Annotated in this window: 21 protein-coding genes, 1 other RNA gene and 1 pseudogene; 14 read left to right on the forward strand and 9 right to left on the reverse strand. The window is 69.5% G+C overall.

Going from position 1 to position 22,633, the window contains the following annotated elements; all coding sequences use genetic code 11:
* The 9 genes and pseudogenes from RBXJA2T_RS16225 to gyrA all read right to left on the reverse strand — a co-directional run.
* Positions 1-609: pseudogene (locus tag RBXJA2T_RS16225) on the reverse strand (lipopolysaccharide assembly protein LapB); the annotation flags it as partial.
* 66 nt (positions 610-675) lie between these two features.
* Positions 676-981: a lipopolysaccharide assembly protein LapA domain-containing protein gene (locus RBXJA2T_RS16230; RefSeq protein ID WP_009858504.1), complete on the reverse strand. Its 306-nt coding sequence runs from the start codon at positions 979-981 to the stop codon at positions 676-678.
* Positions 982-1,006: 25 nt separating this feature from the next.
* A complete protein-coding gene (locus tag RBXJA2T_RS16235) occupies positions 1,007-1,336 on the reverse strand; it encodes an integration host factor subunit beta (protein WP_476748679.1) in 330 nt (109 codons plus the stop codon).
* A 63-nt stretch (positions 1,337-1,399) separates the two neighbouring features.
* Complete coding sequence (rpsA, locus tag RBXJA2T_RS16240) at positions 1,400-3,115, reverse strand: 30S ribosomal protein S1 (protein ID WP_009858506.1); 1,716 nt, start codon at positions 3,113-3,115, stop codon at positions 1,400-1,402.
* Positions 3,116-3,257: 142 nt separating this feature from the next.
* The gene (locus RBXJA2T_RS16245; protein ID WP_009858507.1) at positions 3,258-5,294 is read right to left on the reverse strand and encodes a bifunctional 3-phosphoshikimate 1-carboxyvinyltransferase/cytidylate kinase; all 2,037 of its coding nucleotides are present in this window, start codon (positions 5,292-5,294) and stop codon (positions 3,258-3,260) included.
* Positions 5,295-5,308: 14 nt separating this feature from the next.
* A complete protein-coding gene (locus tag RBXJA2T_RS16250) occupies positions 5,309-6,190 on the reverse strand; it encodes a prephenate dehydrogenase (protein WP_009858508.1) in 882 nt (293 codons plus the stop codon).
* Positions 6,190-7,296 (reverse strand): prephenate dehydratase, encoded by a 1,107-nt coding sequence (pheA, locus tag RBXJA2T_RS16255; protein WP_009858509.1) that lies wholly within the window; start codon positions 7,294-7,296, stop codon positions 6,190-6,192. Before pheA ends, RBXJA2T_RS16250 begins: the two co-directional genes overlap by 1 nt.
* Positions 7,293-7,898 (reverse strand): hypothetical protein, encoded by a 606-nt coding sequence (locus RBXJA2T_RS16260; protein ID WP_009858510.1) that lies wholly within the window; start codon positions 7,896-7,898, stop codon positions 7,293-7,295. The genes pheA and RBXJA2T_RS16260 overlap by 4 nt, the downstream gene beginning before the upstream one ends.
* Positions 7,898-10,582 (reverse strand): DNA gyrase subunit A, encoded by a 2,685-nt coding sequence (gene gyrA, locus RBXJA2T_RS16265; RefSeq protein WP_009858511.1) that lies wholly within the window; start codon positions 10,580-10,582, stop codon positions 7,898-7,900. Before gyrA ends, RBXJA2T_RS16260 begins: the two co-directional genes overlap by 1 nt.
* A gap of 268 nt (positions 10,583-10,850) precedes the next feature.
* Between gyrA and ompA the strand changes: the two genes are divergently transcribed.
* From ompA to RBXJA2T_RS16330, 14 genes are all read left to right on the forward strand, one after another.
* Positions 10,851-11,495 carry an outer membrane protein OmpA gene (gene ompA / locus RBXJA2T_RS16270; protein WP_009858512.1) on the forward strand — a complete coding sequence of 215 codons (645 nt, stop codon included), beginning with the start codon at positions 10,851-10,853 and terminating at the stop codon, positions 11,493-11,495.
* Between the two features lie 79 nt (positions 11,496-11,574).
* Entirely contained in the window at positions 11,575-12,279 is a 705-nt protein-coding gene (gene ubiG / locus RBXJA2T_RS16275) for a bifunctional 2-polyprenyl-6-hydroxyphenol methylase/3-demethylubiquinol 3-O-methyltransferase UbiG (protein ID WP_009858513.1), read from the forward strand.
* Positions 12,279-12,941, forward strand: coding sequence for a phosphoglycolate phosphatase (gene gph, locus RBXJA2T_RS16280; protein WP_009858514.1), 663 nt, complete (start codon positions 12,279-12,281; stop codon positions 12,939-12,941). The genes ubiG and gph overlap by 1 nt, the downstream gene beginning before the upstream one ends.
* Positions 12,942-12,954: 13 nt before the next feature.
* Positions 12,955-13,328: a transfer-messenger RNA gene (gene ssrA / locus RBXJA2T_RS19870) on the forward strand.
* Positions 13,329-13,501: 173 nt separating this feature from the next.
* Positions 13,502-14,806: a tyrosine-type recombinase/integrase gene (locus tag RBXJA2T_RS16285; RefSeq protein WP_009858515.1), complete on the forward strand. Its 1,305-nt coding sequence runs from the start codon at positions 13,502-13,504 to the stop codon at positions 14,804-14,806.
* A 123-nt stretch (positions 14,807-14,929) separates the two neighbouring features.
* The gene (locus RBXJA2T_RS16290; protein WP_009858516.1) at positions 14,930-15,799 is read left to right on the forward strand and encodes a hypothetical protein; all 870 of its coding nucleotides are present in this window, start codon (positions 14,930-14,932) and stop codon (positions 15,797-15,799) included.
* Positions 15,800-15,888: 89 nt separating this feature from the next.
* The gene (locus RBXJA2T_RS20245) at positions 15,889-16,260 is read left to right on the forward strand and encodes a helix-turn-helix transcriptional regulator (protein WP_157998584.1); all 372 of its coding nucleotides are present in this window, start codon (positions 15,889-15,891) and stop codon (positions 16,258-16,260) included.
* Positions 16,261-16,391: 131 nt separating this feature from the next.
* Positions 16,392-16,667, forward strand: coding sequence for a hypothetical protein (locus RBXJA2T_RS16295; protein WP_009858518.1), 276 nt, complete (start codon positions 16,392-16,394; stop codon positions 16,665-16,667).
* Positions 16,664-17,572 carry a hypothetical protein gene (locus tag RBXJA2T_RS20805; RefSeq protein WP_009858519.1) on the forward strand — a complete coding sequence of 303 codons (909 nt, stop codon included), beginning with the start codon at positions 16,664-16,666 and terminating at the stop codon, positions 17,570-17,572. Before RBXJA2T_RS16295 ends, RBXJA2T_RS20805 begins: the two co-directional genes overlap by 4 nt.
* Positions 17,569-18,966, forward strand: coding sequence for a replicative DNA helicase (locus RBXJA2T_RS16310; protein WP_009858520.1), 1,398 nt, complete (start codon positions 17,569-17,571; stop codon positions 18,964-18,966). The genes RBXJA2T_RS20805 and RBXJA2T_RS16310 overlap by 4 nt, the downstream gene beginning before the upstream one ends.
* Positions 18,967-19,096: 130 nt before the next feature.
* Positions 19,097-19,930, forward strand: a complete 834-nt coding sequence (locus tag RBXJA2T_RS16315; RefSeq protein ID WP_009858521.1) for a helix-turn-helix domain-containing protein — start codon at positions 19,097-19,099, stop codon at positions 19,928-19,930.
* Between the two features lie 263 nt (positions 19,931-20,193).
* The gene (locus RBXJA2T_RS19595; RefSeq protein ID WP_051141713.1) at positions 20,194-21,120 is read left to right on the forward strand and encodes a terminase small subunit; all 927 of its coding nucleotides are present in this window, start codon (positions 20,194-20,196) and stop codon (positions 21,118-21,120) included.
* A 79-nt stretch (positions 21,121-21,199) separates the two neighbouring features.
* Positions 21,200-21,976 (forward strand): antA/AntB antirepressor family protein, encoded by a 777-nt coding sequence (locus RBXJA2T_RS19875; RefSeq protein WP_202796742.1) that lies wholly within the window; start codon positions 21,200-21,202, stop codon positions 21,974-21,976.
* Positions 21,973-22,623 carry a hypothetical protein gene (locus RBXJA2T_RS16330; RefSeq protein ID WP_009858524.1) on the forward strand — a complete coding sequence of 217 codons (651 nt, stop codon included), beginning with the start codon at positions 21,973-21,975 and terminating at the stop codon, positions 22,621-22,623. The genes RBXJA2T_RS19875 and RBXJA2T_RS16330 overlap by 4 nt, the downstream gene beginning before the upstream one ends.
* The last annotated feature ends 10 nt before the right edge of the window (positions 22,624-22,633 follow it).

The following is a 22,633-nucleotide window of genomic DNA, read 5'->3' on the forward strand; positions in this document are numbered from 1 at the left end:
GGCCGTGTCGGCGTCGGCGGTGTTGCCGGCGGCGTCGGCTTCCTCGGCCAGCTCGCACCAGTAGTGGGCGATGCGCGGCGCGTACGAGCCGGTGCCGCCCTTGTCCAGGCGGGTGGCGATGTCGATCGCGGCGCGCCAGCTGCGCGAACGTTCCTGCAGCGCCAGCAGCGCCAGCCAGGCCTCGGTCTCGAAGGCCGTGCCCTCGAGCGCACGGTAGGCCTGCTCGGCGCGGTCGAAGAGACCGGCGCGCATGTAGTCCTGGGCCAGCTCGTGCTGGGCGCGGTCGCGTTCGCCGGTCTTCAGGTCGGCGCGCGACAGCAGGTGTTCGTGCACGCGCACCGCGCGCTCGAACTCGCCGCGGCGGCGGAACAGGTTGCCCAGCGCGAAGTGCAGCTCGGTCGTGTCGGGGTCGTGCTGCACGGCCTCGATGAAGGCGTCGATGGCCTTGTCCTGCTGTTCGTTGAGCAGCAGGTTCAGGCCCTTGAAGTAGGCGCGCGGCGCGTCGCGGTTGTCGCGGCGCACCTGGCGCAGGTCGAAGCGCGACGCGAGCCAGCCCAGCGCGAAGGCCACCGGCAGGCCGATCAGCAGCCACTGGAAGTCGAAGTCCATCGGGCGTCGGGGTTCTCGGACGGGAAATCGGGCGGCCCGATCAGGCCGCAACGGTGCGCCGGGCGCTCACAGCCCCTCGCGCGGCGGGTGTTCCAGCGGCAGCTCGGAGGCCGGCGCCGGGGCGGGGGCCGGCGCCACCGGGGCGGGGGCCTGCAGCCGCGCCTTGCGGCGTTCGCGCCACCAGCTCGGCAGCATCGCCAGCACGCCGACGGCCGCGCCTGCGGCAAAGGCCGCGAGCACGACGATGACCATCGGGGCCTGCCACTCGGCGCCGAAGAACCAGCGCACGGTCGCGTTCTGCTGGTTGTTCAGCGCGAACGCGAACAGCGTGAAGAAGACGAAGGCCCGGAAGAGCCAGAGGAGAAGGCGCACGGCGCCGATTCTAGGAGCCGCCCGGTCAGGCGGCGTCGGTATCCCGGTCGGCCGGTTGGCGCGCGTCGACGGCTTCGCGCAGCGCCTTGCCGGGCTTGAAGTGCGGGACCAGCTTCTCCGGGATCACGACCTGTTCGCCACTGCGCGGGTTGCGGCCCATGCGCGGCGGACGGCGGTTGATCGAGAAGCTGCCGAACCCGCGGATCTCGATGCGGTGGCCGCGGGCCAGCGCGTCGGTCATCGCGTCGAGGATGGTCTTGACGGCGAACTCGGTGTCGCGCTGCGTCAGCTGCGAGAAGCGCTCGGCAAGACGGGCGACGAGGTCGGATCGGGTCATGGCAGGGACGGATCGCAAGCGGCTGGAAACGCGAAAAGGCCCGCGCGCCTGGAAGGGGCGCGCGGGCCGTGCAACGGCGAATTACTCGCGGTTGTCGAGCTTGGCGCGCAGCAGGGCGCCCAGGCTGGTCGTGCCGGCGTTCTCGCGCTCGTTGGTCTGGCGCAGGGCCTGCATCGACTGCTGCTCGTCGGCGTTGTCCTTGGCCTTGATCGACAGCTGGATCGAACGCAGCTTGCGGTCGACGTTGATGATCATGACCGAGACTTCGTCGCCTTCCTTCAGCACGTTGCGCGCGTCTTCGACGCGGTCGCGGCTGATCTCGGACGCACGCAGGTAGCCGGTGACGTCGTCGTTGAGCTGGATCTCGGCGCCGCGCGGGTCGACCGTCTTCACCTTGCCGGTGACGATGGCGCCGCGGTCGTTGAGCGTCGTGAAGCTGGTGAACGGATCGACGTCCAGCTGCTTGATGCCCAGGCTGATGCGCTCGCGCTCGACGTCGACGGCCAGCACGATGGCCTCGACTTCCTGGCCCTTCTTGTAGTTGCGCACGGCGGCTTCACCCGGCTCGTGCCACGACAGGTCGGACAGGTGCACCAGGCCGTCGATGCCCGCGGACAGGCCGACGAAGACGCCGAAGTCGGTGATCGACTTGACCGGGCCCTTGACCTTGTCGCCGCGCTTGACGTTGGAAGCGAACTCTTCCCACGGGTTCGGCTTGCACTGCTTCATGCCCAGCGAGATGCGACGCTTGTCTTCGTCGATCTCGAGGACCATGACTTCGACTTCCTCGCCCAGCGAGACCACCTTGGACGGGGCGACGTTCTTGTTCGTCCAGTCCATTTCGGAGACGTGCACCAGGCCTTCGATGCCCGGCTCGATCTCGACGAACGCGCCGTAGTCGGCGATGTTGGTGATCTTGCCGAACAGGCGCGTGCCGTTCGGGTAGCGGCGCGAGACGCCCAGCCACGGGTCGTCGCCCAGCTGCTTGATGCCCAGGCTGACGCGGTTCTTCTCGGCGTCGAACTTGAGGACCTTGGCCGACAGTTCCTGACCGACCTGCACCACCTCGCTCGGGTGACGCACGCGGCGCCACGCCATGTCGGTGATGTGCAGCAGGCCGTCGATGCCGCCGAGGTCGACGAACGCACCGTATTCGGTGATGTTCTTGACCACGCCGTGCACGATGGCGCCTTCGGTCAGCGTCTCGAGCAGCTTGGCGCGTTCTTCGCCCATCGAAGCCTCGACGACGGCGCGGCGCGACAACACGACGTTGTTGCGCTTGCGGTCGAGCTTGATGACCTTGAACTCCATGGTCTTGCCCTCGAACGGGCTCATGTCCTTGACCGGACGCGTGTCGAGCAGCGAACCCGGCAGGAAGGCGCGGATGCCGTTGACCAGCACCGTCAGGCCGCCCTTGACCTTGCCGCTGACCGTGCCGGTGACGAAGTCGCCCGACTCCAGCGCGTTCTCCAGCGCCATCCACGACGCCAGGCGCTTGGCCTTGTCGCGGCTGAGGATGGTGTCGCCGTAGCCGTTCTCGACGGCGTCGATCGCCACCGCGACGAAGTCGCCGACCTGGACCTCGAGCTCGCCCTGGTCGTTCTTGAACTCGTCGATGGGCACGTAGGACTCGCTCTTGAGCCCGGCGTTGACGACGACGTGGTTGAACTCGATGCGCACGACTTCGGCGGAGATCACCTCGCCGACACGCATGTCGGAGCTCTTCAGCGATTCCTCGAACAGGGCGGCGAAGGCATCAGCGCCGCTCTTGGCGATGACGGTAGTGGATACGGACATGTGGTTCCTGTGCCCGGAGGAGTTGAAGGCAGAGCCGGGCGGTGCTTGCAGCGGGGGCTGCGGGGTTCGTTGGACACACCCGCCGCGCCCGGTGGCCTGACGGCCGGAAGGGGAGCGCAGCGGAACCTGGGGAGAACGCGCGTCAGGCCGTGCGGCCGAACGGGCGGCGCTGTTGCCACCAAGCCAGCACCTGGGCCACCGAGGCTTCGATGGACAGTGCCGAGTTGTCGAGTTCCAGCGCGTCTTCGGCCGGCTTCAACGGCGAGACGCTGCGCGATCGGTCACGCAAGTCCCGCGCCTCGAGGTCCGCGCGAAGGTCGTCGATATTAGCAGAAATTCCCTTGGAAATCAGTTGCTTATAGCGCCGCTCGGCGCGCTGGGCGGCGCTGGCCGTGAGGAAGACCTTCAGCGGCGCGTCGGGGAAGATCACGGTGCCCATGTCGCGGCCGTCGGCCACCAGGCCCGGCGCGCGGCGGAACGACAGCTGCAGCTCGTGCAGCGCCGCGCGCACCGCCGGCCAGACCGACACGCGCGAGGCCATCAGGCCGCTGGTCTCCAGGCGCAGCTCGTCGGTGATGTCGCGCCCGCGCAGCCAGGTGCGGCCGGCGTCGGCGCCGTCGCCGAAACGCAGGTCCAGACCGGCGGCCAGCGCCGCCAGCGCCGGCTCGTCCTCGGGCGAGACGCCGTCCCACAGCGCGGCGATGCCGGTGGCGCGGTACAGCGCGCCCGAGTCCAGCAGCGCGTAGCCCAGCGCCGCGGCGACCTCGGCGGCCAGCGTGCCCTTGCCCGAGGCCGTCGGGCCGTCGATCGTGATCACCGGCACCTCGGCCGGCTCGGCGCGCGCCAGGCCGAACAAGGCCTCGAAGTAGTCGGGGAAGGTCTTGGCGACGCAGTGCGGCTCGAGGATGCGCACAGGCACGCGCGCGCCGACGGTCGGGTTGAACGCCGCCAGCGACAGGCACATCGCCATGCGGTGGTCGTCGTAGGTGCGGATCTCGGCCGGCTGCCAGGCCTGCGGCGCGCGGACCTCGATGAAGTCGGCGCCTTCGACGACCGTCGCGCCGACGCGGCGCAGCTCGGCGGCCATCGCGGCGATGCGGTCGGTCTCCTTGACGCGCCAGCTGGCGATGCCCTCGATGCGGGTCGGGCCTTCGGCGTACAGCGCCATCGCCGCCAGCGTCATCGCGGCGTCGGGGATGTGGTTGGCGTCCAGCGTGATGCCGGCCAGCGGCCAGCGCCCGCGGCGCACCTCCAGCCAGCCGGGGCCGGTGCGCACGTCGGCGCCCATCGCCTGGGCGGCCTCGACGAAGCGGATGTCGCCCTGGATCGAGTCGCTGCCGACACCTTCGATGCGCACCGCGTCGCCACCGGTGGCGGCGATCGCGCCCAGCGCGACGAAGTACGAGGCCGACGAGGCGTCGCCCTCGACGTGGATGTCGCCCGGCGAGCGGTAGCGGCTGCCCTGCGGGATCGTGAAACGCTGCCAGCCTTCGCGCCGCACGGCGATGCCGAAGCGCGCCAGCAGGTTGACGGTGATCTCGACGTAGGGCTTGGAGATGAGTTCGCCGTCGACCTCGACGACGAGATCGCGTTCGCCGGCGGCCAGCGGCAGGGCCAGCAGCAGCGCGGTCAGGAACTGGCTGGAGACGTCGCCGCGCACGCGGATCGGCCGCTCCAGCGCCAGCCGGCCGCCGGCGCTGCCGCGCAGGCGCAGCGGCGGGTAGCCCGGCGTGCCCAGGTCCTCGATCGTGCAGCCCAGCGGGCGCAGCGCGTCGACCAGGTCGCCGATCGGGCGCTCGTGCATGCGCGCCACGCCGGAGAGCTCGAAGTCGCCTCCCTGCAGCGTCGCCAGCACGGCCAGCGCCGCGGCCAGCGGCCGCATCGCGGTGCCGGCGTTGCCGAGGAACAGCCTGGCCTCGTGCACCGACAGCCGGCCGCCCAGGCCGGTGACGGCCAGCGTGCCGTCGGCGTCGTGGGCGATGCCGCAGCCCAGCGCACGCAGCGCGTCGAGCATGACGCGCGTGTCGTCGCTGGCCAGCAGGTCGTGCACGCGTGTCGTGCCGTCGGCCAGGCCGGCGAGCAGCAGCACGCGGTTGGAGATGCTCTTGGAGCCGGGCAGCCGGACGGTGCCGGCCGCGCCTGCCATCGGCGGCAGGTCGAGGAAGGGGGTGCGGAACATCGGGTCGGAAAACGTCAGCGCTGGGCCGATCGCGGCGCGCCCATCTGCCAGCCGGCACGGCCTTCGGCGGCGGCGCGGATCATCGCCTCCAGCGCGTCGGTGTTGCCGTTCAGCATCAGCTGCTCGAAGGCGTCGAGCGACTGTCGAAAGCGCTGCGACTGCTTGAGGATCTCTTCGCGGTTGGCGGTCAGCACGTCGCGCCACATCTCGGGGTTGCTGGCGGCGATGCGCGTGAAGTCGCGGAAGCCGGGGCCGGCGAGCGACAGGAAGTCGCGCCCGGCGGGCTGGCCGACCACCGCCGAGAAATAGGCGAAGGCCAGCAAATGCGGCAGGTGGCTCACGGCGGCGAAGGCGGCGTCGTGGTTCTCCGGCGTCATCTTCAGCACCTGCGCGCCGATCGCCGACCAGACGTCGGTGGCCTTCTGCACCAGGTCGGGCGCGGTCTGCGGCAGCGGCGTCAGGATGACCTGGCGGCCGGCGTACAGCGCCGCGTCGGCGTGGCCGATGCCGGCCAGTTCCTTGCCGGCGATCGGGTGCGCCGGCACGAAGGACGGCAGGCGCTCGCGCAGCACGCGGCGCGCGGCGTCGACGACATCGCGTTTGGTGCTGCCGACGTCCATGAACAGCACGCCCGGCTCGACGAGGTGGCGGATGGCCTTGAAGGTCGCCTCGGTGGCGGCCACCGGCACTGACAGCAGCACGATGTCCGAGCCGGCGACGGCCAGCAGCGCCGATTCGGCGACGACGTCGATGACGCCGAGCTTCTTCGCGCGTTCGGTAGTCGACGGGCTCTTGCTGTAGCCGATGACACGCTTGACCAGACCGGCGCGCTTGAGCGCCAGCGCGAAGGAGCCGCCCATCAGGCCGCAGCCGATGACGCCGAGTTGCTGGAACATCAGTGCACGTCCACCGGGTAGGCCCCGAGGATCTTGAAGAAGGCGCAGGCGTCGTGCAGTTCGCGCAGCGCGGCGCCGACCTTGGGCTCGTCGGGGTGGCCCTGCACGTCGATGTAGAAGTAGTACTCCCACTGGCCCGAACGCGCCGGGCGCGACTCGAAGCGCGACATCGAGACGTCGTGGCGCTTGAGCGGCACCAGCATGTCGTGCACCGCGCCCGGCCGGTTCTTCACCGACAGCACGAGGCTCGTGCAGTCGTGGCCCGAAGGCTTGGGCACCGGGTGGCGGTCGGGGTGGGTGACGATCGCGAAGCGTGTGCGGTTGTGGGCATCGTCCTGGATCGCCGGGGCCAGCACGTGCAGGCCGAACTCGCTGGCCGCGCGCACGCTGGCGATGGCCGCGACGCTGGTGTCCAGCGAGGCCAGGCGCGCGCCTTCGGCGTTGCTTGACGCCGGGCGGCGCTCGGCGTCGGGCAGATGGTGGCTGAGCCAGCCGTGGCATTGCGCCAGCGCCTGCGGGTGGGCGCAGACGGCGCGGATGCCGTCCAGCGAGTTCTCGCGCCGCAGCAGGTTCTGGCGGATGAACAGGCTGGTCTCGCCGATGATGAACAGCGGCGTGTGCAGGAAGAGATCGAGCGAGCGCGCGACGACGCCTTCGGTCGAGTTCTCGACCGGCACGACGCCGAAGTCGGCCGCGCCCGAGGCGACGGCGTGGAAGACTTCGTCGATGCTCGCGCACTGCACGCGCAGCAGCGAGCTGCCGAAGTAGCCGATCGCCGCCTCTTCGCTGAAGGTGCCGGCCGGGCCCAGGTAGGCCACGCGGGTCGGTGTCTCCAGCGCGCGGCAGGCCGACATGATCTCGCGCCAGATCGGCGCGATGCTCGCGGTCTGCAGCGGCCCCGGGTTCACGGCCTTCATGCCGTCGATGACCTGGGCCTCGCGTTCGGGGCGGAAGACGACCGAGCCCTCGCGTTTCTTCAGCTCGCCCACCGCCAGCGCCAGGCCGGCGCGGCGGTTGAGCAGCTCGAGCAGTTCGCGGTCGACCGCGTCGATCTGCTGGCGCAGGCCGACGAGCTCGTCGGAGGACTCGACCTTGGGCGTCTTCACTTCGGTGCGCTGGCCGCCGCGGCGGGGGTGATGGCCTCGAAGCGCTTGCGCACGGCCTGCTCCAGCGCGCGCACCTTGGGTTCGACCAGCGGCTTGGTCTCGGCGACCAGCTTCTCACCCAGCGCGCGCTGCATGTCGCCGTTCATCGACTGGAACTTGCGGTTCACCGGCGATTCGAGGATGGTGACCAGCTGCTTGAGCTCTTCTTCGCTGAAGCGCTGCTCGAGGATGGCGCCGACGGTGCTCGGCGCGAGCTTGACGGCGCGGTCGCGCACGATCGGCGCCGCCTCGTCGGCGTACTTCTTGGCATCGGCCTGAAGGCCCTGGGCCAGCGCCGTGCGCTGTTCGGCGGGCAGCCGCTGCAGCGCCATCGCCGCCTGCTGCATCATCGCCAGCGCCGGCTGCTCGGCGAGCTGGCGCGCCATGTTCTCGATCGCCGGCTGCTGGATCTGCAGGATCTTGGCGACCAGGGCCTTCTTCGCCGGGCTCGACGGGGCGGTGGCCGATGCCGCGGGCGCGGTGGAGGCGGGCGCTGGCGCCTTCTGCGCCATGGCCGGGAGGGCCGCGGCAAGCGCCAGGGCAAGCACGAATCGTTGGGTCATCACGCGTTCTCCGTGCCGGCGTCGCCGGCGCTGTCGTTGGCAGTGTCGTCGCCGGCCGCGACGTCGGTCTGGGCGTCGTTCTCGACGATGCGCTGGAGGCCGGATAGCTTGGCGCCGTCGTCCAGCGCGATCAGCGTCACACCCTGCGTGGCGCGGCCCATCTCGCGGATCTCGGCGACCCGGGTGCGCACGAGCACGCCGCGGTCGGTGATCAGCATGATCTCGTCGGTCTCGCGCACCAGGGTCGCGGCGACGACCTTGCCGTTGCGCTCGCTCTGCTGGATCGCGATCATGCCCTTGGTGCCGCGGCCGTGGCGGGTGTACTCGCCGATCGGCGTGCGCTTGCCGAAACCGTTCTCGGTGGCGGTCAGCACGCTGACGCGCGTGCTGTCCTCGCCGACGTCGCGGGCCTCGTCGCCGCGGTCGGACACCAGCATCGCGATGACGTTCTGGCCGGGCTCGAGCGCCATGCCGCGCACGCCGCGGGCGTTGCGGCCCATCGGGCGCACGTCGTCCTCGTCGAAGCGCACGGCCTTGCCGCCGTCGGAGAACAGCATCACGTCGTGGCGGCCGTCGGTCAGCGCGGCGCCGATCAGGTAGTCGCCCTCGTCCAGGCCGACGGCGATGATGCCGGCCTTGCGCGGGTTGCTGAACTCGTCCAGCGGCGTCTTCTTCACCGTGCCCAGCGCGGTCGACATGAAGACGTAGTGGTCGGCCGGGAAGCTGCGGAACTCGCCGGTCAGCGGCAGCACGACGGTGATCTTCTCGCCGGGCTGCAGCGGGAACATGTTGACGATCGGCTTGCCGCGCGAGTTGCGCGAGCCCTGCGGCACTTCCCAGACCTTGAGCCAGTAGACGCGGCCGCGATCCGAGAAGCACAGGATCCAGTCGTGCGTGTTGGCGATGAAGAGCTGGTCGATCCAGTCGTCGTCCTTGGTCTGCGTCGCCTGCTTGCCGCGGCCGCCGCGGCGCTGGGCGCGGTACTCGGTCAGCGGCTGGCTCTTGATGTAACCGGTGTGGCTGAGCGTGACGACCATGTCGGTCGGCGTGATCAGGTCCTCGGTGCCGAGCTCGAGGGCGTTGCGCTCGATGACGCTGCGGCGCGCGCCGACCTTGGCCTGGCCGAACTCCTGGCGCAGCGCGTTCAGCTCCTCGACGAGGATCGCGGTCACGCGCTCGGGACGGGCGAGGATGTCCAGCAAGTCGGCGATCTGCGACATGACCTCGCGGTACTCGCCGATGATCTTGTCCTGCTCCAGGCCGGTGAGGCGCTGCAGCCGCATCTGCAGGATTTCCTGCGCCTGGTCCTCGGACAGCCGGTACAGGCCGTCGGCCTGCAGGCCGTAGCCCGCGGGCAGGCCCTCGGGGCGGTAGGCGGCGCGGCCGCCGGCCGTCGACTCCTCGGCACGCGCGAGCATCTCGCGCACCATCGAGCTGTCCCAGGCCTTGGACATCAGCGCGGCCTTCGCCACCGGCGGCGTCGGGCTGGTCTTGATGGTCTCGATGAACTCGTCGATGTTGGCCAGCGCCACCGCCAGGCCTTCGAGCACGTGGCCGCGCTCGCGCGCCTTGCGCAGCTCGTAGACCGTGCGGCGGGTGACGACCTCGCGGCGGTGCTCGAGGAAGATGTCGAGCAGCTGCTTCAGGTTGCACAGGCGCGGCTGGCCGTCGACCAGCGCGACCATGTTGATGCCGAAGCTGTCCTGCAGCTGGGTCTGCTTGTAGAGGTTGTTGAGGACGACCTCGGGCACTTCGCCGCGCTTGAGCTCGATGACCACGCGCATCCCGGACTTGTCGCTCTCGTCCTGGATGTGGCTGATGCCTTCGATCTTCTTTTCGTTGACGAGCTCGGCGATGCGCTCGAGCAGCGTCTTCTTGTTCACCTGGTACGGGATCTCGTCGACGATGATCGCCTGACGCTGCCCGCGGTCGATGTCCTCGAAGTGGCACTTGGCGCGCATCACGACGCGCCCGCGCCCGGTGCGGTAGCCCTCGCGCACGCCTTCGAGGCCGTAGATGATGCCGGCGGTCGGGAAGTCCGGCGCCGGCACGATCTCCATCAGCTCCTCGATCGTCGCCTCGGGCACCTTCAGCAGGTGCAGGCAGGCGTCGACGATCTCGTTGAGGTTGTGCGGCGGGATGTTGGTCGCCATGCCGACCGCGATGCCGGCCGAGCCGTTGACGAGCAGGTTCGGCAGCCGCGCCGGCAGCACCGTCGGCTCCTTTTCGGAGCCGTCGTAGTTCGGGGCGAAATCGACCGTTTCCTTGTCGATGTCCTCGAGCATCTCGTGGGCGATCTTCGCCAGGCGGATCTCGGTGTAGCGCATCGCCGCGGCGCTGTCGCCGTCGACCGAGCCGAAGTTGCCCTGGCCGTCGACGAGCATGTGGCGCAGGCTGAAGTCCTGCGCCATGCGCACGATGGTGTCGTAGACCGCGGTGTCGCCGTGCGGGTGGTACTTACCGATGACGTCGCCGACGATGCGCGCGCTCTTCTTGTACGGCCGGTTCCAGTGGTTGGACAGCTCGTGCATCGCGTACAGGACACGACGGTGCACGGGCTTGAGGCCGTCCCGGGCGTCGGGGAGGGCGCGTCCGACGATCACGCTCATCGCGTAGTCGAGGTACGAACGCCGCATCTCCTCTTCGAGACTGATCGGCAGGGTTTCCTTGGCGAACTGGGACATGCGTAACCGCGCGGCGCGCGAGCAAGAGCGGCCGGGCCGGAGCGGCCTGGCACGGGACGGGAGATTCTACGGTGCGGCGCTTGTCGTGGCAGCGCAACAGCGGGTCGAGCACGCCCAAGCACAGGGGTGAGAATGCAGGCGCGTCCGTGCCCTATGGCACAATCGTTCGCAGGTGGTAAGTACCCGGCGTGTCGGGATTTGCCCGGAGTTCAGGCTTTCGGTTTGGACGTATCGCAGTTCTGCTGCGGCTTTCCTCGAGAGGAGAAACATGAAGAAACTGAACAGGGTGGCGGTGCTTTTTGCAACCGCTGCGCTCGCCGCCCCGATCGCGGTCCTGGCCCAGGATAAGACGATCGACAACTGGCGCGCCTCGGACGGCACCGTCTGGAAGAACGGGACGAACGAGCTCTGCTGGCGTGACAGCAACTGGACCCCGGCCACTGCCGCGGCCGAGTGCGATGGTGCGTTGAAGCCCCCGGCGCCGGCCCCGGCGCCCAAGGTCGTGGCGCCCCCGCCGCCCCCGCCGCCGCCCCCGCCGCCGCCGGCTCCGGTCAGCGAGAAGGTCACCTTCGCCGCTGACGCGTTCTTCGACTTCGACAAGGCTATCCTGAAGCCCGAAGCGAAGGCGAAGCTCGACGACTTGGCCGCCAAGGCCAAGGCCGTCAACCTGGAAGTCGTCATCGCCGTGGGTCACACCGACGCCACGGGTCCGGATGGCTACAACCAGAAGCTGTCGGTCAAGCGCGCCGACGCCGTGAAGGCCTATCTGGTCGATCAAGGCATCGAGAAGAACCGCGTCTACACCGAAGGCAAGGGCGAGAAGCAGCCGGTCGCCGACAACAAGACCCGCGAAGGCCGCGCGAAGAACCGTCGCGTGGAAATCGAAGTGGTCGGTACGCGTACCAAGAAGTAATCGCCCGGAACCCATCGGGTTCCCCGCATGAAACCCCGCCTCGGCGGGGTTTTCCGTTTGTTGCGCTTAGGATTCGAGCATGACCGTCAACGCCGACGCCCAGGAACTGGCCAAGTTCAGCGATCTCGCCCACCGCTGGTGGGACCCGGAGAGCGAATTCCGGCCGCTGCACGAGATCAACCCCCTGCGCCTGGACTGGATCGACAGCCTGGCCGGGCTGCGCGGCAAGACCGTGCTCGACGTCGGCTGCGGCGGCGGCGTGCTGTCGGAGTCGATGGCCGGCCGTGCCGCGCACGTGACCGGCATCGACCTGTCGACCAAGGCGCTCGGTGTCGCGCGCCTGCATGCGCTCGAGTCCGAGGTGATGAACCTCGAGTACCGCGAGATCGCGACCGAGGCGCTGGCTGCCGAGCGCCCGGGGAGCTTCGACGTCGTCACCTGCATGGAGATGCTCGAGCACGTGCCCGATCCGGCGTCGGTCATCGAGGCCTGCGCCAGGCTCGCCAAGCCCGGCGGCTGGGTGTTCTTCTCGACGCTCAACCGCAACCCCAAGGCCTTCCTGTTCGCGATCGTCGGCGCCGAGTACGTGCTGAAGATGCTGCCGCGCGGCACGCACGAGTACGAACGTTTCATCCGCCCGAGCGAACTCGCGCGCTGGTGCCGCGACGCCGGCCTGACGCCGGCCGGAAGCCGAGGCCTGCAATACAACCCGCTGACCAAGCGCTACTGGCTGTCCGACGACACCAGCGTCAACTACCTCGTCGCGACGCGGAAGCCCGGCTGATGGCGCGTGCCGAGGTGGTGCTGTTCGACCTCGACGGCACCCTGGTCGACAGCGCGCCCGATCTGGCCGGCGCGGCCAACGACCTGCGCATCGCTCGCGGGCTCGCCCCGCTGCCGTACGAGCGCCTGCGGCCGATGGTCGGCACCGGCGCGCGTGGCATGGTCGGCGCCGCCTTCGGCCTGGCGCCTGGTGACGAAGGTTTCGAGCCCCTGCGCGACGCCTTTCTCGCGCGTTACGCCGAGCGTCTGCTGCAGGCCACCTGCGTCTTCGAGCACGTCGAGCCGGTGCTCGCGGCGCTCGACGGCGCCGGCCTGCGCTGGGGCATCGTGACGAACAAGGCGATGCGCTACGCCGAGCCCGTCGTGCGCGGGCTGGCGCTGCAGGCCCGTGCTGCAGCGCTGATCGCCGGCGACACCACGCCTCACGCCAAGCCTCACCCCGAGCCGCTGTGGGAGGCGGCACGCCGCCTGGGCGTCGCGCCAGAGCGTTGCGTCTACGTCGGCGACGACCACCGCGACATCGTCGCCGGCCGCGCCGCCGGCATGCACACGCTGGCCGCCGGCTGGGGCTACCTGGGTTGCGGCGAGCCGATTCACGCCTGGGGCGCCGATGCGGTGCTCGAAGAACCCTTCGCGCTCTTGAACTGGCTGGATCTGGCCTAAACTAGGCACCTCAGGGACCGACCTGGCTTCGACGTGGGTGCGGAGTCGGCGCGGGGCATGCCGAGCACCAGTTCGCTCGTAAATCCACTGGAAACAAAGTAACTGCGAACGACGAACGTTTCGCCCTCGCCGCTTAACACCGGTGAGCCTCGCAACAGTTGGCCGATGGGCTGGGTCTGAGGCGGCAACGCCGAAGACTGCGAGGTCATTCACATTGGCTCGTCCCGCGCCGGGTCACTCGGTGCGGGCCTAAAACCAAGTGACTCGGGGAACGGATAGCGTGCTGCTGCGCGATCCGGGCCCTCAAACTCAAATCAGCCAGCTACGCATGTAGAACCGTCCGGCGATGGCTTGCGGACGGGGGTTCGATTCCCCCCGGTTCCACCATCTAAGGCTCCGCAAGGGGCCGCAAAGCAAGAAGGCGCTAAGTAAATCAACGACTTAGCGCCTTTTTCATGTCCGCATGAGACCGGACGAGCCCGCTTGCAGCCGGGCATCGTGTGTGTAGCTTCTGGTGTAACTGGGCCCGGTGTGTGTAGCTCTCCGGTAGAGTTACACGCATGGCTACCGATACCCTGACCGACAAGGCTATCCGCGCCGCGCTGAAGCGCGCGGCCGAGTCCGGCAAGCTCGAACGACTGCCCGACGGTGCGGGGCTGCGCCTCGACGCGCAACCCACCGGCGCCGGCTGGTGGAGGTTCCGCTACCGCTTCGGCGGCGCTCCGCGGATGCTGTCGCTCGGCGTCTACCCTGAGGTGCCTCTGGCGCTGGCTCGGCAGCGGCGCGACGAAGCGCGCGCGGTGCTGGCCGCCGGCCGCGATCCCAGCGCGCAGCGCAAGGCCGAGAAGGTCGAGCGCGCCGAGCTCGCAGCCGCGCATGCGCTGGAGGACGCCGGCTTGCCGCCGACCGGCAGCTTCGAGGCAGTCGCGCGCGAGTGGCTGGAGCTGGTCCATGCGGTGAAGTGCAGCGAAGGGCACGCCGAGCGAACCCGGATCCGGCTTGAGCAAGACGCCTTCCCCTGGATCGGTCGCCGGCCGATCGCAGAGATCGAGGCGCCCGAACTGCTGAAGACCCTGCGCCGTGTCGTCGATCGGGGCGCAGTCGAGACCGCGCACCGGCTGAAGGACGCCTGCGGGCAGGTGTTCCGTTACGGCATCGCGACCGGGGCATGCGGCCGCAACCCGGCGGCGGATCTCCGCGATGCGCTGCCGCCGGTGCTGACGCGCCACCATGCCGCTGTCATCGAGCCCGCGAAGGCCGGCGAGTTGCTGCGCGCGATGGCCGACTACCACGGGCACCCCATCACCCGCGCGGCGCTGGCGCTGTCGGCGCTGCTGATGCTGCGGCCAGGCGAGCTGCGCCAGCTCGAATGGGCCTGGGTCGACTTCGACGCGGCGACGCTGACCGTCCCGCCCGCGCTGATGAAGCGGAAGAAGGCCGACAAGATGAGCGGGGCGCCGCACGTCGTCCCGCTGGCGCCCCAGGCGCTGGCGGTCTTCCGCGGGTTGCATCCCCTGACCGGCGCCGGCCGCTACTGCTTCCCGAGTCTGCAGACGAAGGATCGGCCGATGAGTGAGAACACGGTGAACGTGGCACTTCGCCGGCTCGGCTTCGACCGCGAGACGGCGACCGCGCACGGCTTCCGGGCGATGGCTCGAACGATGGCCGTGGAGCGGCTGGGCGTGGCGCCGGAAGTCGTGGAGGCACAACTGGCGCACGCGGTCGCCGGCCCCCTCGGGCGTGCCTATGACCGGACGCAGTTCGTCGACCAGCGGCGCGAGCTGATGGTTCGATGGGCCGACTACCTGGACCGCCTGCGCGACGGGGCGCAGGTGATCACGCTGCCGGCTCGCTCCACAGGATGACGAACCGCGCCAGCCGGGAACGCTGGCACCGGCACCCCTGCCGAACCGCGCAATGCGAGCCTGCCGTTCGGGTTTGGCGATGCGCACTGGGCGGCTGCCGGTGCCAGTCTTGAGGATGAAGAGATGGACGACTTGGACGAAGCGCTGCAGTGGTCGCGCCGACGTATTCAGGACGCACTGGACGCGTCAGACCCTAGCGGCAAGCCCTGGGGCCTGCAGCAGGCGAAGTGGGGGGCAGACTCGTGGAAAGGGACAGGGCGCCTGGAGCTGTGGCAGGCGGTTGCCCTTAGCCTTGGCTTCATGCCGTTCACCCGCGTTGTCGCGTCTGCGTTGGTGAACAAAGTCGAAGATCCGCGCTGGATCAACGAGCCCGACTGGTTTCCCCGCCTTCGCACGCTTCGACAGCTGGTCGAGTTCAGTGATCGCTTGAACATCGCGAGCCGATTCTTCCTGTCGGAAACGCCGCGGGACGGCGCTCTATTGGCCGTCGGCACGATCGCCGAGGAGCGTTGGCGTACCTCGGTAGTACTGCGAGACTTTGCGCGGTGGGCGGCGTCGCAGGGGTGGACGATTCCCCATGGACTGAAGGAACTCGCTGATACGGCGGCGCCGGTGGAGGGCCGCTTCCAGAAAGGCGATCCGGCGAACGATCCTCAGGCGGCGACCAGTTGCCCACCCTCGGTGACTGTGGCGCCATGCGAGGCGATCGAGACGGAAGAGCAGCGGGTACCCACGTCTGTGACGAGGCACAAGATAAAGCGCCGAGCCGCCCCGCTGGACCCCGCGTTCGAGAAGGCGCGGGCCAAAGCCGGACCGGGCGCCGCCTGGTCGGTGGTTTGGGATGAACTGGTGAAGGACGCGCAGTCGGAGAGCCCAACGCCCCCCCTGGCCGACGTAAAGGACGGGGTGGTCTTTTACGGCGTGGACCCGGCGCGAAAGCTGACGCGCGAGGCGTTTCGCAAGCGTATGGGACGGACGGCGCCCGGCCCGTAGCCGGACGAGTTCGGACGCCCGAGGACGCCCGAGGATGCCGCCGGACAGATGACTTCGCGTCGCGCCGCCCCGCCGGTCCACTGGCCGGCATGACGCAACCGCACCATATCGGGCCACAAACGACCGGGAGCGCCCGCCCGACTCTTCCGACTCACTCTGCGCACGCGCTGGACGCGGTGCCCGCCCCGCTGGTCGACGTGGCGCTGATCGATGCCAAGGGGATCGTCGCCGCTGCCTGCGTGAGCGTGTCCACCTGGCATGAGCTGGTCCGCACCGGCAAGGCGCCGCAGCCGGTCATGCGCGCGCCGCGCTGTACTCGTTGGCGTGTGGCCGACATCCGCGACTGGCTGTTGGCGCGCTCCGTTGACGCGAGCGCCGCCGAGAAGGTCGATCGCGCTGCTCGAGCTGGCGCCGAGGGGGCCCGCCGCCGTCGTCAGCAGGCAGCACCGTCCACGTCGTGAGGTGCGCCGCCATGACGACGCACAAGGAAAAAGGCCCCCAGCGTGTCGAAGCGCTGGGGGCGAAGAGCCCCCCTTCCAAGGGCCCGAGGACACGAACGAACGAGGGGAATGGTGCAGGACCGCGGAGGGCAGTGCACACCCACCTTTCCGTCTCGCCCGGGCCGATTTCGTGGCTGAGTGAAGCTCGCCCACCGGCCACCAGCGCCCAGACGCTCGCCGAGCTGCAGGCGCTCGCCGCGCGAGCGGGCTGGAGGCTCACGAGCAGCAGCGCGCCGATTGGCCGGCGGCAGTTCGTCCTGAGTCGCTGGGGGCGCGCGATCGACTGCGCCGACCTCGACGACGTGCGTGCCGCGCTGGCGCGCGTGGGGGTGCGCCGGGACCAGGGGAAAGCGGTGGCTCTAGCATGAGGCGCCCGAGCTTCCAGTTCTACCCGGCTGACTGGATCGCGAATCCGAATCTCCAGCGGTGCTCGTTCGCCGAGCGTGGTGTTTGGCTCGCGGTGCTGTGCCTCATGCACGACCAGGAACCTTACGGCATCTTGCGCTGGCCGCTGAAGGACATCGCACAGGCCGTCAGGTGTCGAGCTGCGGACCTGCGGGAGCTGGCCCGCAAGGGCGTGCTCAAGGGTTCCGAGGACTTCCTCGCCGAGCCCTACGTCTACGTGCCCAGGAGCGGCCGAAAGGACGGCCCGCCGGTCGTCCTGATCGAGGCCCAGCCTGGTCCCATCTGGTACAGCAGCCGCATGGTTAAGGACGAGTACGTGCGCGCCGTCCGCGGCGAAGGCGGCGGCAACGGCGCCGCACTGAAGGCGACACCGAAGGGCGCACCCAAGCCCCCCTTTGGTGAGGGCTTGGATGAGCACCCACCTCGCGCGCGGGCGCCACGCGCAGGCCCGTCTTCTTCATCTTCTTCTTCAGGTATCCCCCCTGTAGCCCCCCAGGGGGGCGCCGCCCCCGAGCCGGACTCCGAGACCAAAGCCGGCCCGAAGGCGCCGAAGGTTACTCTCAGGTCATGGCTCGAAGCTGTGCGAGCCCGGGGCGAACCGGCGATTCCCGAAGACGACCCCGTGCAGGATTGGGCGGAGAAAGTCGGGCTGCCGAGCGAGTTCGTCGAGCTTGGCTGGCGAGCGTTCAAGAGGCTCTACCTAGAGGATCGGTCGACCAAGCGATACACCGACTGGCGGGTCACTTTCCGCCTCGCGCTGCGGGGGAACTGGCTGAAGCTGTGGTGGCTTGACGGCCACGAGTACCGACTCACTACGGTCGGCGAGCAGGTCAAACGCGAGTTCGAGTGCGAAGGAGCCGCCGCATGAGGCCGGACGACGTCGACGTCTCAGAACCCCGGTCGGCCTTCGTGCCGCCGCACTCGGACGAGGCGGAACAGAGCGTTCTCGCTGCGGTGCTGGTCGAACCTGCGTGCTTCGACAGCGTCGCCGGCCTGCTGCGGCCCGAGAGCTTCTACTCCGGGCGCCACGCGGCGATCTGGTCTGCCATGACCGCGCTGCGGGCCGAGGGTGCCGGCCTCGACGCGGTCTCGCTCGTTGAGGCGCTTCGGGCGCGAGGAACGCTCGTCTTCGCTGGCGACCGCGAGTACATCGCCGCGCTGTCCGTCGCAGTGCCTTCGGCATCCCATGCCCGGCGGCACGCTGAGATCGTTGCAGCCAAGGCGGCGCAGCGCGAACTGATCGCCGCGGCCGGCGAGGCTCTCGACATCGCGCGGGAGCCGTCCAGCGACCTCGGAGAGAAGCTCGACCGTATCGGCGCCCGCCTGGCGGCCGTGCAGCGCACGCAGATGCGTCGGGCGCCGATTCGGCTCGCGGAGGCGGTGCAGCGAGTCCTCGACCAGTGCGACGCGATGCAGCGCGGCGAAGGCGAAGAAGTCGGCTGGGCCACCGGTATCGGCCCGCTGGACGACGCACTGGCAGGAGGGTTGCGCCCCGGGGAGCTGTACGGCATCGCCGCGCGCCCAGGCATCGGCAAGTCAAGTGTCGCGCGGACCATCGCATACCGAATCGCTCGGGCGGGCACGCCGACGCTGGTGCTGAGCATGGAGATGCCGATTCGGCAGGTGGCAGGCGCGCTGATCGCGCAGTTCGGGCGCGTCGACTCGATGCGGATCCGAAGCGCCAGGCTCGAGTCCGAGGACTGGAACCGAATGCTGGACTTCGCCGAGGTGTCGCAGGACGCGCCCTTGTGGATCGACGACGAGCCCGGCCTGACCCTGGCCGCGATCGCAGGCAAGGCGCGGCACGTGAAGGGGCTCAAGGTGCTGGTCGTCGACTACCTGCAGTTGGCCGCCAGCACCCTGAAGGGCGCGACGACGAACGATCAGGTGGCCGAACTCAGCAAGGGCCTGAAGCGGATAGCGATGGAGCTGGGCATTGCCGTCGTCGTGCTCAGCCAGTTGAACCGGCAGGTCGAGCAGCGGGGCGACAAGGAGCCCGTCATGGCGGACCTTCGCGACTCCGGTGCCATCGAGCAGGATCTGGACGTCGCCGTGCTGCTGTGGGAGGTCGTGAAGACAGCCGACGCGCAGAACCGTCCGATCGGCTGGAAGGTCGACAAGAACCGCCACGGGCCCAAGCCGCGCTGGCTGACCTATTTCGACGGCGCCCGCTACGAGTTTCAGCATGCGGCGGAGACCATCGAGCAGGTCCGTGCCCGCTGCGCCCTGCCGGCGGCAGGCACGCGAAGGAGGTACGACTGATGGCGGCTCTGCGCACGCGACGAGGGGGCCGGCGAGCCCGTCCACGATGGCGCCGCAGAACGTCAGAGCTTCGAGGTCGCGCCCGTCGTGCGGCGGACGCGTATGCGGAACCGGTCAGGGAGGAGACCAGATGACGCCCATCGCTGTTGAGACCATGCAGCTGGACTTCGTGCAGAACCAGCCCACGCCGGCGGAGGCCGAGCTGGCGCCGCGGCCGCCGCATCGCAAGCGCCGCAGGGGCAAGACCGCCTACGACACGCCGACCGACGAGAAGCGCGCGTGGGGCCGCCGCCTGGCCGAGGCCCGCGAGGATGCCGGGCTGTCGCAGACCGAGGCCGCGCACCGTCTGGGGTACAGCCAGCAGGTGCAGCTCTCGCTGATGGAGTCGGGGCAGCGCATGCCTCCCTTGGACGTGCTCTTGGCGTGCACGCAGCTCTACGGCACCACGATGGATTTCCTGTGCGGGCTCGCGCCGGACTCCGACCGCGACCCGGCTCTCGGCATTCAACGGCAACTCGCTGCCGGGCTGTCGGCGGAGCTGCGCCGGGTCGTGGAAGCGATGTCGTCAGCGTCCGTCAACGTGGCGCGAGCGATAGGGCCCAACGCGGCGAGGCTGCGCCGGCTCGCGAGCCTCGTGCTTCAGGCGCAAGGCCAACTGGAACGCGTTCGGTCGGTTGCTCCCACCTTCGACGAGGAGGTTCGCGGCGGGTCGCTGCTGGTGCAGGCACTGAGAGAGGCCGCGGATGCAGCGAAGGCTGAGATGGCGGCTCTGGAGCGTCGCGAGCGCCAGGTGCGTCGGCGGGGCCTTGGCTCCGTGCTGGCTGCCGTCGGCGGCTTGAACCTCGACTGGTACCTGCACTGGCTGCCTCCAGAGCCTGGCAGCTTGGACGACGTCGGCGAAGAAGATGATGACGAAGAACCGAGCGTTGGAGACGGCGCGGCTAGGCAGATGCCCGACGGCTGAGGCCGCGATAGTGGCGCGGCAGACACGCACCCCGGGACGCCGATTTCCTTCTGTATGAGCGGCCCGTTTCGGCCTGCTCTAGGCGCGCGCTCACGCGCGCGACAGGTGCAGCAGGGGAAAGTTACGGCGGGCAGCCGCGTAAGTTTCTCCCGACGGAACCGGTCTCCTTCGACGTCAGGCGGAAAGGCCAAGGCGTGGGGCCGGCGTGAACAGGCGATGCTTCCGGACGACACGAACGCGGCGCCCGCCGCAGAGAGCAGTGAATGAGGAAGACCGCGCGCAAGGCCACCACGGACGTGGTGCTGCCGACTCAAGAGCCCCCAGGCAGCCCGCCAGCCCCGACCGCTGGCGGACGCGACGACGTACCGACCGCTGCGCTGCTGCCGCCGCGTGAAGAGGCGTTCGCGACGCTGCTCGCAAAGGGTCGAAACCAGACCGACGCCTACCTCGAGGTGTTCCCCCGCTCGCGCACCTGGAAGCGCAAGACGGTCTGGACGCGCGCTCACGAGTTGGCCAGCTCCGCCCAGATCCGTGAGCGGGTGCACTACCTCATGGCCGCCGCGGCCAAGGCCAACGAGGTCGACGTCGCGCTGGTCCTGAAGGAGTATCTGACCCGGCTGCGCGCCGACCCGCGCGAGCTGACCGAGATCCGGGTGTCGGCGTGCCGGTACTGCTGGGGCGCTGGCCACCGACGGCAGTTCACCGACGGCGAACTCGAAGACGCCCGCGCCCGGCACGACGACCTGCGCGCGGCCTGCGTGGCGGCCGGGAAGGATGACCCCGGCGAGTTCGACGAGCGCGGCGGCGGCGGCTACTCGCGGGCGCTGAAGCCCAATGCCGACTGCCCGACGTGCGGCGGTGACGGCGAGGCCCGCGTGCGGCTGCGCGACTCCGAAACCTACAGCGAGGGCGCCATCGCGCTGTTCGGTGGGGTGAAGGAGACGAAGGAGGGGATCGAGGTGAAGCTGGCCGACCGCGACCACGCGCTGATGCAGCTCGCCCGGCACGTCAACTTCTTCGAGCAGGACAACGCACGCGACCTGAACCTCACGGTCGACGTCGCCGAGCTCGACGCCTTCTACGACGAGGCCATGCGCAAGTCTCGCGAGGCCGGCGAACGTGCTCGGGCGCGCGGCAGGGCGATCGCGGCAGAGGCGGCAGGTCTCCGGGAACCGGCCGCGGACGGCTGACAGAGCCCGACAGCGTGACGTCGGAGTTCCAGCCGGGCCCGTTCCGGCCCAGCGCCAGGCCGCCTCGGCGGTGAGCTCCATGCGCGGCGGCATGCCGAGAGCGACGCTTGCCCGGGCCCAGCATGTCGCCAACGACGTCGAGCCCGGCCGCCAGCAGCTGATCCCGCTGGCCCAGCACGAGATCGCCGGGGCCACCGTGCAGACCGTCGACGCCCGCGCGCTGCATGCGTTCCTCGAGGTCGGGAAGGTGTTCGCGGCCTGGGTCCAAGAGCGGATCCAGCAGTACGGCTTCACCGAGGGACAGGACTACGTGGTGACGGTTTCCAAAACTGGAATCCGTTCCAACGTCATCCAGAAGGACTACCACCTGACCCTCGACACGGCGAAGGAGCTGGCCATGGTCGAGCGCAACGCGAAGGGCCGGGAGGCGCGGCGCTACTTCATCGAGTGCGAGAAGCGCCTGAAGGAGCGAGAGGCCGCCGGCGGGCGCCAGGTCGCCGCGCTTCCGGACTTCAGCAACCCCGCCGCCGCGGCGCGTGTAGAGCACCTGGCTGCGGCGCTGGCAGCCCAGAAAGGAAAACAGCCCCGCGAGGGGCTGCTTCCTGAGACGACTTCCAACGGCGAGGGTTCGGAACCTTCTCGCTTCGCGCGTCACCAGCGTGGCCTAGATCTTCTGGCCAACCGGCGAGCCGTGTCAAGAAGCGCGGGCCCTGCCGCGTGCGCCGTCCCTTGGATCTCGGGGCGGCTCGCGGTGCGGCGATCGGTAAGACCGCGAAAGCGGGCTCGGAACAGCACCCAGGATGTCACGCGCAGTCACACGGAGTCCCGTGCTGCACACAAAGGACCGACATCATGAAATTCGAAATCGAGCCCCTCGGCCCCATTCCTCCGGAGGCACCCACCCTCCTTCTCCAGCAAGGCGACGACATCCGCATGCTGGTCAGGCGCGCGATCCACTCCCTCGGCGCGCTGGTTTCGCAGCTGAAGCCGTCCGACCTGCGGTTGCGCGTTGCCCTCATGGACGACGGCGAACGCTGGCTGCGCGCGCTGATCGCCGATGCGGAATCGCTCCGGAGCGAACTGCAGAACGAGAAGTGCGCCCTGGACGAGCTGTGCCGGCAAGACGCGGTACAGCGCAATGCGCTGGACGGTGCCGTCACCGAGCTGATGTTCGCGGCCGATGCCGAGCTCGCCACGCTGACGAAGACGATGCGCGACGTGATCGACGCTGGCGAGAAGTACATGCGCGGGGCCCTCCGGGAGGCCGGCGTTCCCAGCGCGGAGATCGACCGCATCGTGACCGAGAAGAACGCTGACCAGCGCGCGCAGACCGAGATGCGCATCAACGAGGCCTCGCGTAGGTACGACGTCCTCCATGCCTTTCTTCGCGATCCGCTGCGGCGCGTGCAGCAACTCGACGAGAGCACGCGGACCGCGGTCGAGGAACGTCAACGCCTCCGCTGCGAGCAGCGCAAGGCCAGCGGCCACGGCACCATGGGCTGAAAGGACGACC

The sequence above is a fragment of the Rubrivivax benzoatilyticus JA2 = ATCC BAA-35 genome (assembly GCF_000190375.1).
GTDB lineage: Bacteria > Pseudomonadota > Gammaproteobacteria > Burkholderiales > Burkholderiaceae_C > Rubrivivax > Rubrivivax benzoatilyticus.